Raw genomic sequence first — 12,144 nt, forward strand, 5'->3', positions numbered from 1 at the left:
GTTAACCTCGCGCCGCCGCGACGCGTGCGAAATCGATGACGGCCGCCGCTACCTGCGCCACGGCGGCGGAATGCAGCACTCCGAAGTGGTCGGTGTCGATCCGGTGGGACGTGGCCGCGCCGACGCGGGCCGCCCACTGGTCGAGCTGCGCGTCGAGCAGGTCCGCGCCGATGACCAGCGCGGGAGTGTCGACCGGGCCGTCGTGGACGTACCCGGCACCGGCTCGGGTGTGGCGCTCGTAGCTGTGCCACCGGTGCGCCAGCAGCGCCGTCGGCACGGGCTGCCGGACGGCCGCCAGGCAGGCCGCGAGCGCGCCGACGGCCAGCCGCTCGTCGAAGCCGCCCGGCCCCGTACCGCCCGTGGTCCGGGGCCTCGGGGCGTCCGGCTCCAGGTCGAGGGCCCGGTGGATGTTCTCCGTGAAGGTGTCGAAGCGCTGCCGGACCTCCTCGTCCGGCAGCTCGTACCCCACCGGCGGGGCGGAGTCCAGCAGCACCAGCGCCGGTCGTCGCCCGACCTGGTCGGCGGCCATCTGGTAGGCGACCTGACCGCCGAACGACCACCCGCCGAGCAGGTCCGGGACCAGGCCGGCGGCGTCCAGGTCGGCCTGGTAGCGGCGGGCCAGGTCCGGCACCGTCGGCAGTTGCGCGCTGTCGCGGGAGGCCGTCACCCGCCAGTGCTCCGGCAGCGCGGCCAGCAGGTCCTGGTAGTCCTGCGGGCTGCCGCCGGCGCCGTGCACCAGGTGCAGGTGCGGGCCCGAGCCGTCCCGCAGGCGTACCAGCGTCGACTCCGCCGAGACCGGCTCGGACCCGCCGCCCAGCAGGTCGGCCAGCCGGCGGGGGGTCGGCTCGCCCAGCCACCGCACGACGTCCACCGCCGGTCGCCCGTCGGCGGCCAGCGCGTCCACGAGGCGCAGGGCGCTCAACGAGTTGCCGCCGGAGGCGAAGAAGTCGGCGTCGGAACCGGCCGGCGGGGCGCCGAGCACGTCGGTCCAGGCGGCGACGACGTGGCGCCAGTGCGCCGACTCGGGCAGCGGGCCGGTCGCCGGGTCGCGGTCCACGGTGGCCGGGGCCGCGCGGCCGGTGCGGGCGCGGGTGGCGACGTCGAACGAGCCGACCGTACGCTGCGGCTCGGCGCCGCCGTCGGCCAGCACCGCGTCCAGGTCGTGCAGCAGGGCCAGCACGCTGCTCTCCCGGTAGCGACCGGTGTGGTACTCGATCTCGGCGAGGTAGCCGCCGTCGGCCTCCCAGACGGACATCGCCACGTCGGCCCGGGCGGCCCGGTTCGGGCTGGGTAGCAGCATCGCCGGGACCGGGCCGAGGCGCAGGTCGGTGCCGATCGGGCCGAGGTAGCTCAGCAGCAGCGGCGCGGGGTCGCCGAGGGCGGCCCGGGTCTGCTCGGGCAGCGCCCCGAACACCACCGGGTACGGCACCGCCTGGTGGGTCAGCATCTGCCACATGCCGTCCCGGGCGGCACCCACCACCGCGGCGACGGTGTCCGTCTCGGCGACCCTCACCCGGGCCACGCAGAGGTTCGCCGTGTAGCCGAGCAGGGCCTGGTCGCGGGTGGTCATCCGGTTCGCGGTCACCACGCCCACCGCCACGTCCGGCCCGGCGCCGGCCCGGGCGAGCACGAGTTGCGCCGCACCGAGGATGATCGCGAACGGGGTGGCGAAGGTGGCCTTGGCCAGCGCCGCGATCCCGGCGCCCGCCTCGGCGCTGAAGCCGTAGCGCAGGATCGCGCCGGGTGCGCCGCTGGCCACCTCGCCCGGCAGGTCGGGTTCCAGGACGGCGGAGGCGGCACCGGCGAGCGCGTCGCACCAGTACGCCAGGCTCTTCTCCCACCGGCCGTCCGCGCGGGCCGTGGCCTGCTCCCGGGCGTACGTGCTGAACGGCACCGGGTCGGCCGGGAAGCTCACCTCCCGTCCCTCCCGCACGGCCGCGTACGCCTCCGACAGCTCGCCGACGAGCAGTTGGACCGCCCAGCCGTCGAGCACCATGTGGTGCACGGTCAGCAGCACCTCGTGCCGGTCGCCGACCCGGACCAGGGTGATCCGGGCCAGCGGCGCCGCCGCCGGGTCCACCGGCGCGGCGTGCACCTCCTCGGCGACGAGCCGCAGCAGAGTGCCCGGGTCGGCGTCCCCCGGGTCGTCCACCTCCAGCCGGTGCAGGCCGACGACGATGCGGGGCGCCACCACCAGCGTGACGGCGTCCGCCTGCCGCACCACCGAGGTCCGCAGCGCCTCGTGGCGGTCGACCATCGCCTGCCAGGCGACGGCCAGCGCCGCCTCGTCGAGCGGCTCGTCCACCCCGAGCCGCCAGGTGAGGTGGTAGACGGACCGGTCGCGGGCCCGCTGGTGCACCCACCACAGGGCCTCCTGCATCGCGGTGGCCGGGACCGCCTCCGGGACGGCCCCGGCGCCCGGCTCAGCCACGGGTGGCGAGCAGCTCGGAGGTCAACCGCTTGCGGTCGACCTTGTCCACCTCGGTCAGCGGGATCTCCGCCCGGTGGTGGAACGCCCGTGGCCGCATGTACGGCGGAAGGTGCCCCACCAGCCGGGTGAGGTCGTCGTCGGCCAGCGCCGCGCCCGTGTAGACGGCGTGCAGGTCCAGCTCCCCGTCGTCGCCGGCCACGGTGAGCACCACCGCCTCCACCACGTCCGCGTGGGCGCGCAGCGCGGCCTCGATCTCGGCCAGTTCGACGCGGTTGCCGCGTACCTTCACCTGGTGGTCGATGCGGCCCTGGTGCACCAACTCGCCGAACTCGCGGCGGACCCGGTCGCCCGTGCGGTACCAGTGTTCGGCGGTCAACGGCCCGGTGCCGTCGTAGAGACGGCCCCGCTCGCCGTCGAAGGAGACGAACCGGCCCGCGTTCTCGGCCGGGTCCAGGTAGCCGGGGAACCGCTGCTCGCCACGGACGCACAGCTCGCCGTCGTCGCCCGGGCGCAGGTCCTCGTCGAGCAGCACGTAGTCCAGGTGCGGGTAGATGTCCCCGATCGGCACCGAGCGGTTCGACGACTCGATCCGGGCGGCCGGGTCGGCGGGCACCTCGTACGCGGTGACGATGACCGTCGTCTCGGTGGGGCCGTAACAGTTGATCACCGCGGTGTTCGGCGCGGCGGCCGTCCAGTCGTTGACCTGTTCGATGGTGAGCGGCTCCCCGCCGAAGGAGCTCAGCCGCAGCGTCGGCATGCTGTCCGGCGCGAGGGCCCGCAGCCGCTTGGCGAACGAGATCAGCGACGGCACGGACAGCCAGTGCGTGAGCCGCTTCGTGTTGATGAAGCGCACCGGCGTCAGCACGTCCCCGCGCTGGGCCACGCACAGGGTGGCCCCGGTGCCCCACGCGCCGAACATCGCCAGGATCGAGCCGTCGAAGCACATCTCGAAGGTCTGCGAGACCCGCGACTCGGGCCGGAACCGGTACCGCTTGATCACCTCGGTGAGGAACGAGTCGACGTTGGCGTGGGTCGCCGGCACGCCCTTGGGCTTCCCGGTGGTCCCGCTGGTGAAGATGATGTACGCGAAGTCGTCGCGGCCCCGCTCCACGGCCGGCGGGATCTCCGTCGCGTCGTCCGGGGCGAGGAACCGGCGCCAGCCCTCGCCGGTCAGGTCGAGGACCCGGACGGTGCTCTGGGCGCGGAACTCGGCGAGCCCGTCGCCGGAGGTGTCGTCGACCATGACGAGGTCCAGGTCCGCCTCGCCGGTGATGGCGAGGTTGCGGGCCGCCGGGTTGGCGGGGTTGAGCGGCACGACCGTCGCGCCCAGCCGCAGGGCGGCCAGGTAGGCGACGTAGCCGATGAGGCTGCGGGAGGTGAGCAGCCCGACCCGTCGGGGTGGCCGCCCCGGCACCCGCTGCATGGCGGCCGACAACCGCCCGGCCGCGGCCCGCAACTCGGCGTAGGTCAGTGCGTCCGAGGCGACCTCGATCGCCACGTTGTCCGGGTACTGCCGGGCCGACGTACGGAACCAGTCGTAGAGGGTACGGGTCTGCATCGCACATCCTTCACAAGGTCTGCCGGTGCGGGCGTTCCGCCGCCGGAGCTGGGGTGGTCGACCGGTCTCGTTCCAGCTGCCGCAGGTGGTCGAAGGTGGTCCGCACCAGCGCGGACCGGGGGCGCCCCCGGCGGGCCGACTCCACCGCGAAGCGCAGGGCCCTGGGCAGGTCCGACCAGGCCCGCACCGCCTCGTCGTCGCCGAGGTGGCGGTACCTGAACGTCCGGTGCTGCGCGACGGCCCAGAGGTCGTCCAGGTGCGCCCCGGCGGCCTCCGGCTGCGCGACGACGTGGTCGCGGAGGAACTCCAGGGCGGCGTCCTCGTCGAGCAGCCAGTCACCGGGCAGCTCCGGCTCGTCCCCGGCGCCGCCCGTACGGACCAGCAACTGCGGTTGCGCGCCGGCCGGCGGGGGCACCCAGAAGCCGAAGGCCAGCGCGTTTCGCCGCGCCTGCTCCGGACGCCACGACGGCGGTGGCGTCAGCGCGGCGAGCAGGCCGGCGGTGGCGAGCCAGCCGGCGTACGGCTCCTGCTCGCCGGCGGGCAGCAGCCCGCTGAACCCGTCGACCACGTGCCAGTCGTCGCCGCGCCGGTCGTCGACCAGCAACCAGTGCGGCGCGTGGGCGGTGCCGTCGGTCGAGGGAGACCAGGGCAGCGCCGCGTTGTCGGTGACCACGAGCACCCGACCGTGGCGGCGCAGTTCCGCGTCGACGCGGTCGACGACGCCGTCGACCGGGGCGGTGGCCCACGCCAGCCGGGTGCCGTCCGGCAGCCGGTCGAGCGGCACCCGGTGGTGGGAGAAGGCGAGCCCGCCCGCCGGCAGGTCCGTGCGCACCGCGACGCGTACGGAGTCGGCGAAACGCTCCACGGTGTCGGCGAACTCGCCGGCCTGGTAGCCGGCCAGGTTGCTGGTGTAGCAGCTCAGCCCGGCGAACCGGGGGTCGGGGACGGTCATCGCGTACCCACCCCGTGTGCCACGCTCGCCGGGACCCGGCTGTGCCCGCGCAGGCTGACCCACCGCAGGTCGGCCCAGCGGCCCGTCCGCCGTCCCGCCGGCACCGGAATGGCCCAGGGCCGGCCGGCGAGGCCGGCGCCGGTGGCCTTCACGCACGCCTCCTGCACCGTCCAGATCCAGGCGAACTCGCGGTCCCGCACCGGTTCGGGCAGCCGGTCCAGGGCGGCGCGGACCGGCGGGGCGCAGCAGCGGCGCAGCAGGGCCGGCGGCGCGGGCACGGGCACCTGGACGTCGACGCCGACCGGCACGCCCCGCCCGAGCGCGGCGGCCACCGTGCCGGCGTCGTGGGACAGGCTGACGGCGACCCCCGGCCACTCGGGCAGGTGGGGCTGGCCGTTGTCGTGGGCGGCGATCGGCGTGCCGCCGGCCGTCCGGCCCAGCTCGGCGGCGAGCAGCAGGCGCAGCAGCGCCCGCGCGGCCAACCGTTCGGCGCGCGGCCCGGCGGGGAGGTCGCCGACGGCCGCCAGGTCGGACGGGGCCGGCGGAAGGTGGGCCAGCAGCCGCTGCTCGGCCACCGCCACCCGCACCCGGGCGCCCAGCCGCAGCCGGACGATGCCGCCGTGGCGGCCCGTGGCGGCCCGGCGCGGTCGCGCCCGGCAGGCCAGCACCGCCCGCCGCCGTGCCGTCACCACGACCGGTCCCGGAGCAGGTCGGGCACGTGCCCGGCGATCCCGGCGAGCATCGCCCCGGTGGCGCCGCCGGCCGTGGCGAACATGCCGGCGGCGGCCCGCAGCTGCGCCAGCCCGCCCTCGGCGTACGCCTCCGCGCCGAGCAGGGCGGCGCACTCGCCGAGCACCACGTCCAGGCCCTGCGCCACCGCGACCTTCAGCAGCATGCTGGTCACCAGGGGCTCGCTGCTCTCCCGGTGGGCGTCGCAGGCGGCCTCGATCCGCCAGGCCTCCACCACGCACCGGGCGAACCGCTCCCGGATCGCCGGGTTGTCCCAGGCCCGCCCGGCACCGAGGGGGCGCTCGACGAGGCGACGATGGGTGTCGGCGAGCACGCGTCGACACATCGCGGCTGCCCACACGCCGCCGGCGAAGCGTTCCGTGGCGATGTGCCGGGCGAAGCTGACCATGCCCCGGCCGGGGCGGCCGACCAGGTACGACCGGTCCAGGCGTACCTGGTCGAAGTGCAGGTCGCCCAGGCCGGCTCCGGTCAGCGGGGTGTTCCGGGTGGCGGACACCCGCACGCCGGGGGCGTCGGTGGGCACCAGCACCCACACGAAGCTGGTGAAGTGCCGCTGCGGGCGGTGCCGGGCCAGCACGAGCGAGTACGCGGCGGTGCGGGCGTTGGTGATCCACCGCTTCCCGCCGTCGAGCACCAGCGACCGGTCGTCGAGGCGTACCGTCGTGCCCAGCTCCATCAGGTCGGAGCCGGCGCCGTCGCGGTCCGTGGCGGCCAGCGCGAGCGTCGCGCGACCGGCGACCGCGTCGTGGTACGCGGCCAGCACCGGCCCGTCCTCCGGCCCCGCGTCGACCTGTTCGCGCAGGACGGGCAGCGCGCTGGCGACCTGGACGCAGACCGACAGCACCACCCCGACCGGGCAGTGCGCGTCGAGGGTGCCGAGCAGCCCCGGCAGCTCGGCCGGCCCGACGTCGCGCAGCAGGCCGTGGTCGCCGAGCGCCCGCCAGACCGCGCGCGCGTCCCCGGTGGTCGCCAGCCCGCGCAGCGCCGCCCCGATACCCGCGGCCACGTCGGCACCGGGTGCCGACGGGCCGGGCGCGGTGGGAGCCGCCGGTGCCGTTTGCAGCTCAGGCAAGGTGCACCTGCCGGTCCCGCAACGTCAGCGCCCCGTTGACCAGCAGCAGCCGGTCGTTGGCGTAGTTCAGCGAGGCGGAGCGGAGGTCCCGGAAGACCCGCTCCAGGTACAGCGGCGACGACCTGAGGTAGCCGTGCCGCAGGCCGACCAGCTCCACCATCTCGTCGGCGGCGGCGAAGCACTGCTCGGCGGCGTGCACCTTCAGGGAGTTGACCAGCAGCTGGGTCGACGGGTCGGCCACGTCGGGGGTGCCCTGCACGGCGGCGACGGTGTGCCGGAGCAGGGCGTTGACCAGGTCGAGCCGACCCCGGACCCGGGCCAGCCGGGTCAGCAGCAGCTCCGAGGAGGGATCGAACTGGCCCCGGCCGGCGTCGCGGATGTGGTGCAGGATCCGTGACAGCGCGCCGGTGGCCGCGCCGAGCCACGCCGCCGACCAGCCGATGTGCGCCAGCGGGCCGAAGGTGGGGGCGATGATCTCGCGGAACCGCCCGGGGGCGCCGATGACCTGGTCGGCCGGCACCCGCCCGGTCAGCCGCATCGGCACGCTCTGGGTGGCCCGCATCCCGAGCGGCTGCCAGCCGCCGCGCACCTCCAGCGTGAGCTGGTCGCGGCGGGCGTACACCAGGGACACCTGGCTGGGCGAGGTGGCGTCCGGCGCCAGCGTCGTGATGAGGTACGCGTCGGCGTGCTGGCCGCCGGTCACGATGGGGGCGTCCCGGTCGATGGTCAGGAACCCGGCGTCCTGCCGGACCTCCGACTCCGAGCTGAGCAGGTGCCCGCCCTTGCCGCGTTCCGTGGTCACCGAGGCGAGGTAGACGTCGCCCTTGCCGAGTTCCGGTAGGAGCCGCGCGGCGAACGGGCCGTCTGCGTGCCGGACCACCGCCACGACCTGCTGGCAGTGCATCGCGAAGATCAACGCGACGGACATGTCCACCCTGGCCAGCCGCAGGGTCACGTCGACCAGGTCGTCGAGCCCGCCGCCCCCACCGCCGTGCTCCGCCGGCACCAGCAAGCCGAGCAGGCCGGTGGCCCGCATCGCGTCCAGCGCCGCCGTGGGGAACTCCGCCGTCTCGTCGGCCTGCTCCGCGTGCGCGGCGGCGGCGGCCAGCACCTCCGCCAGCGCGCTCTCGTGGCCGGTCGCGGTGCTCACGCCGCCCGTCCCCGCAGCGACTCGATGGTGTTCCAGAGGCTGCCCGCCGTGGCGAAGGTGCTGTCGGTCAGCAGTTCGTCGGGCATGGACACCCCGTAGGTGTCCTCGATGGTGAACAGCAGCTCGATCGCGCGCATCGAGTCCAGGCCCAACTCGTTGAGCGAGGCCTCGGCGGTGATGGGCTGCGTTCCCGCGTACTTGAGGAACGGCTTGAGCAGGTCCGGAAAAGCGGCGTCCATTGTCAGATCAACCCCTGTCGCTGCCGATGACGGTGTGCCGGGTGAGCTCCAGCCGGGTCACGCCGGTGATCCGGCCCCCGGCGACGGTGACCTCGACCGGCATGGGATGGGCAAGGAAGGCCACCAGGCTGGCGTAGAGGCCGTACGCGCCCACGTTGGGCACGGCGACCAGCTGACCCGGGACCAGCGGCGGGAGGGCGGCGGCGCGGGCCCACGTGTCCAGCGGCGTGCACAGCGGGCCGGTGACGATGGTCCCGGGCACCGGCGGGCCGGCCGTCGCGTCCACGGTGAGCAGGTCCGGCACGATCGGCGGCAGCCGGCGCAGGCCGGACATCCCGCCGAGGTGGTGGATGCCCGACTCCAGCACCACCACGGTGGCGCCCTGCGACCGCTTCACGTCCAGGACCCGGGTGACCAGCGTGCCGCAGGTGCCGACCAGGTACCGGCCCGACTCGAAGGCCACCCCCGGCCCGCGCTCCGGCCAGCCCGGGAAGGCGTCGGCCAGCAGCGCCGTCAGCCGGTCCGCCAGCTTCGGCAGGTCCGGCCGGCCGCCGGCCCGCGCGAAGGGCGCCCCGAAGCCGCCGCCCAGGTCGATCAGCTCCGGCTGCGTCCCGGTCGCCGCCGCCAGCCGCCGTACGGTGTCGACGGACTGGGTGAACTGGGCGACCAGGGCGTCCTCGCCGTCGACGTTGCTGCCCATGTAGAGGTGGAACCCGACCGGGGACACGTTCCGGCGCGGCCCGAACAGGTCGGGCCGGTCCAGCACCCAGCGCACGTCCGCGCCGAACTGCGAGGCGACGCCGGTCATCGTGAGCCCCTGCCCGGGGGCCGGGCTGTCGTCGTTGATCCGCACCAGCGCGCGTACCTCGACGTCGTGCTCGCGGGCCACCCGGTCGAGCTGGTCCAGCCCGTACGGCGAGTCGACGGAGAAGAGCCCGACCCCGGCCCGTACGGCCTCGGCCAGGTCGACGTCCCGCTTGCCCGGGCCGGTGTAGAGGATCTCGGCCGGGTCGCAGCCGGCCGCCAGCGCGACGCGCAGCTCGCCGGGGGAGCAGACCTCCGCCCGGCACCCGGCGGCGGTCAGGTCGGCGACGACCGTCGGGTGCGGGTTGGCCTTGAGCGAGTAGAACAGCTCGGCGGGCCCGGGCAGGGCGGCCCGCAGCGCCGCGTACGAGCGGGCCAGCTCGTCGGTGTCGTAGAGGTACGCCGGGGTCTGCGGCGCGCCCGGCCGGTCGAAGAGTGCCGCCAGCTTAGACACGGGCCCGCTCCGACCACATCCGGTACAGCTCGGCCCGGTCGACCTTGCCGTTGCGGGTCAGCGGGATCTCCGGCACGACCAGGCACGTCCGGGGTGTCTTGATCTCGTCGAGTTCGGTGCGCAGCGCGGCGAGCACCTCCGGCGCGGTCAGCTCGGTCACCGCGAACAGGGTGGCGGAGTCGCCGCCGTCCTCGGCGCGGGGCGGCAGCACGGCGGCGGCCTGCACCTGCGGCAGCCGGTACGCCGCCGCCTCGACCTCGGTGACGCTGACGCGGGTGCCGCGTTCCTTGTAGATGTCGTCGCGCCGGCCGACGAAGTAGAGGTAGCCGTCCGCGTCGAGCCAGCCGTGGTCGCCCGTGCGCAGTTGGGGGAAGAGCCCCTCGGCGCGGGGGAAGCGCTGCGCGGTCAGCTCCGGGCGACGCCAGTAGCCGGCCATCACGTGCGGGCCCCGGACCACGATCTCGCCGACGGTGCCGGGCGGCACCGCCGCGCCGTCCGCGTCGACGATCAGGATCTCGGTGCCGGGCAGGGCCCGCCCGGAGGCGCCGGGCCGGCGCAGGTCCTCGTCCACCGGCATGATCGCCGCCCGCTTGCACTCGGTGAGCCCGAACATCAGCTGTACGCGCAGGGTGGGGATCCGGGCGCGCAGGTCGCGCAGGACCTCGGGCGGCATCGCGGCGCCGGTGTTGGTGAGCAGGCGCAGCGCGGGCACGGTCGCGCCCGGGCGGGACAGCATCCGGGCCAGGCCACGGGCGAGCGCCGGCACGGCGGGCAGCACGGTCGCGGCGCTGTTCACCAGGTGCCGGGGCAGCGTCGGGCCGGTGTCGGCGGGGGAGGCCAGGTGCAGCCGGGCGCCGGCGAGGGTGCTGAGGAAGACCTGGTACATGCCGTAGTCGAAGGAGAGCGGCAGCGCGCACCACACGACGTCGTCGGCCCGGTAGGCGAGCTGGGAGGCGATGGCCCCGACGGCGAAGACCATCTGCGCGTGGGTGGACACGACCGCCTTCGGCATGCCGGTGCTGCCGGAGGTGTAGATCAGGCAGACCGGGTCGACGGCCAGCGGGGACGCGGCCGGCTCGGCGTCCGGGCCGTCCCGTACGACGTCGCGCAGCTCCGCCGTGCCGACGGTCGGCACCCCGTGCCCGGCGGCCACGGCGAGCGCCCGAGGGCTGTCGGTGACGAGCAGCGCCGGTTCGGCGTCGGTCAGCACGTGCGCCAGGGCGACCGCGGGGGACTGCTCGTTGACGACGCTGAACACGGCGCCCGCCCGGGAACAGGCGTACAGCAGGGCGGGCACCAGTGGGTCGGTGGGCAGGCAGACGATCACCCGCTCGCCCCGGCGGACGCCCCGCCCGGCCAGCCAACCGGCGAGCCGCCGGCTGGCCGCGTCCAGCTCCCCGTAGCTCTGCACCAGGTCGCCGTGGGCGATCGCCGGCGCCTCCGACCGGGCGGTCGCCGTACGGTCCAGCAGGTCGTGCAGCAGCCTGGTCACCGGCCCGACACCCCCTGCGCCGCCGGGCGGGCCCGGTCGAACACGGCGCCCAGCGAGTCGAGGTCGTGCAGGGCCGGCCCGGTGAGGTCGTCCGGATCCAGCTCCACCCCCAGCCGGGCCTCCGCCCGCTCGATCACCTCGACCAGCCGGAACGAGTTGAAGCCGGGCAGCGTCCGCAGTGGACGCCCGTCGACCGGCACCTCCGGGCCCACCCCGAGGACGGCGCGCACCTCGTCGGCCAGCACCCCGCGGATCCGGCCCGGGTCGGCCGCCGGCCCGCCCTGCGGCGGTGGCACCGGCCCGACGTCGGCGAGCCGACCAGCGAGCGCCACGTCGTCGCGCAGCAGGCCGTCGAGTTGGTCGAGCACCGGGGTGGGGAAGACCCCGCCCCGGCGGACCCGGCGCATCGCCACGTAGCTCTGCCCGGCCAGGGCGAGCCAGGCGTCGGCACGGTCGGCGGCCTCGCGCGCCGCGTCGGCGGTGGCCGGGTCGCCGGCCAGCCAGGCGGCGTGCAGCGCCCGGGACCGGCCGAGCAGCCACACGTCGAGCACCAGCTGGGCCGCCGCCTCCGCCTCGCCCGCCCGCCGCCGGACCGCCGCCAGGTAGTCCTCGATCCGGTCGGCCCCGGCGCGCAGCGCGGCGGCGTTGTCCCGCAGGACCGCCGTACGGTCGAGCACCGGGGCGCCGTCGGCGGTGACGGTCATCGCGGTCGCCCGGGGCACCGCCGCGTCGAAGTCCGCGGCCGGCATCCGCCACGTCCCCGGTCGCGCGTCGCCCCACTGCGTGGAGTTGTGGTAGCCGTCGACCACCACGCACTGCTCGCCGGCGTCGACCAGCAGGAAGCTGTGCTCCATGTGCTGGTTCCCGGCGTACGGCAGCCAGCTCATGGTGAACGTGTCGGCGACCACGTAGAGCGGCGAGTGCTCCGCGAGCAGCCCGCGCAGCCGCGCGCCGGGCACGTCGTCCCAGCGTCGGGTGACCCGCAGGCCGAGCAGGTCGGCCGCCTCGGCGAGCCGCTGCTCGACCGACGCGGTCACCGCCGGTGTCCCGGCGGGCCCCTCGGCGGTGTGGAACCGCAGGGTGGCGCCGAGCGCCAGGTGCGCCCCGGGCCCGTAGGCCCGGTCGGCCAGCGCGGCCAGGTTCACCTGTACGCAGTCCAGCAGGTCGGCGCGGAGGCCGGTCAGCACCGGCGTCCACTCCCGGCTGCGCGTCGGCACCGCAGGCACAGCGACCATGTCACGC

General features: G+C 75.8%; 10 protein-coding genes. All 10 read right to left on the bottom strand.

Going from position 1 to position 12,144, the window contains the following annotated elements:
- Position 1: 1 nt before the first annotated feature.
- The 10 genes from ACGFIR_RS04310 to ACGFIR_RS04355 are packed head-to-tail and all read right to left on the bottom strand — an operon-like array spanning position 2 to position 12,137.
- Positions 2-2,431 carry a condensation domain-containing protein gene (locus ACGFIR_RS04310; protein ID WP_393143158.1) on the bottom strand — a complete coding sequence of 810 codons (2,430 nt, stop codon included), beginning with the start codon at positions 2,429-2,431 and terminating at the stop codon, positions 2-4.
- Positions 2,424-3,989 carry an amino acid adenylation domain-containing protein gene (locus ACGFIR_RS04315; protein WP_393000488.1) on the bottom strand — a complete coding sequence of 522 codons (1,566 nt, stop codon included), beginning with the start codon at positions 3,987-3,989 and terminating at the stop codon, positions 2,424-2,426. Before ACGFIR_RS04315 ends, ACGFIR_RS04310 begins: the two co-directional genes overlap by 8 nt.
- A gap of 10 nt (positions 3,990-3,999) precedes the next feature.
- Positions 4,000-4,941: a hypothetical protein gene (locus ACGFIR_RS04320; RefSeq protein WP_393000486.1), complete on the bottom strand. Its 942-nt coding sequence runs from the start codon at positions 4,939-4,941 to the stop codon at positions 4,000-4,002.
- Positions 4,938-5,633 carry a 4'-phosphopantetheinyl transferase family protein gene (locus ACGFIR_RS04325; RefSeq protein WP_393143160.1) on the bottom strand — a complete coding sequence of 232 codons (696 nt, stop codon included), beginning with the start codon at positions 5,631-5,633 and terminating at the stop codon, positions 4,938-4,940. Before ACGFIR_RS04325 ends, ACGFIR_RS04320 begins: the two co-directional genes overlap by 4 nt.
- Positions 5,627-6,697, bottom strand: coding sequence for an acyl-CoA dehydrogenase family protein (locus tag ACGFIR_RS04330; protein ID WP_393143162.1), 1,071 nt, complete (start codon positions 6,695-6,697; stop codon positions 5,627-5,629). The genes ACGFIR_RS04325 and ACGFIR_RS04330 overlap by 7 nt, the downstream gene beginning before the upstream one ends.
- Positions 6,698-6,755: 58 nt before the next feature.
- Complete coding sequence (locus ACGFIR_RS04335) at positions 6,756-7,913, bottom strand: acyl-CoA dehydrogenase family protein (RefSeq protein ID WP_393143164.1); 1,158 nt, start codon at positions 7,911-7,913, stop codon at positions 6,756-6,758.
- The gene (locus ACGFIR_RS04340) at positions 7,910-8,152 is read right to left on the bottom strand and encodes a phosphopantetheine-binding protein (RefSeq protein WP_089002193.1); all 243 of its coding nucleotides are present in this window, start codon (positions 8,150-8,152) and stop codon (positions 7,910-7,912) included. Before ACGFIR_RS04340 ends, ACGFIR_RS04335 begins: the two co-directional genes overlap by 4 nt.
- A 7-nt stretch (positions 8,153-8,159) precedes the next feature.
- Positions 8,160-9,410, bottom strand: coding sequence for a type III PLP-dependent enzyme (locus ACGFIR_RS04345; protein WP_393143166.1), 1,251 nt, complete (start codon positions 9,408-9,410; stop codon positions 8,160-8,162).
- Positions 9,403-10,902 (bottom strand): class I adenylate-forming enzyme family protein, encoded by a 1,500-nt coding sequence (locus ACGFIR_RS04350; protein ID WP_393143168.1) that lies wholly within the window; start codon positions 10,900-10,902, stop codon positions 9,403-9,405. Before ACGFIR_RS04350 ends, ACGFIR_RS04345 begins: the two co-directional genes overlap by 8 nt.
- Positions 10,899-12,137: an acyl carrier protein gene (locus ACGFIR_RS04355; protein ID WP_393143170.1), complete on the bottom strand. Its 1,239-nt coding sequence runs from the start codon at positions 12,135-12,137 to the stop codon at positions 10,899-10,901. Before ACGFIR_RS04355 ends, ACGFIR_RS04350 begins: the two co-directional genes overlap by 4 nt.
- Between the last annotated feature and the right edge of the window lie 7 nt (positions 12,138-12,144).

Origin of the sequence: Micromonospora sp. NPDC049051 (assembly GCF_043197575.1) — a bacterium.
Lineage (GTDB): Bacteria > Actinomycetota > Actinomycetes > Mycobacteriales > Micromonosporaceae > Micromonospora.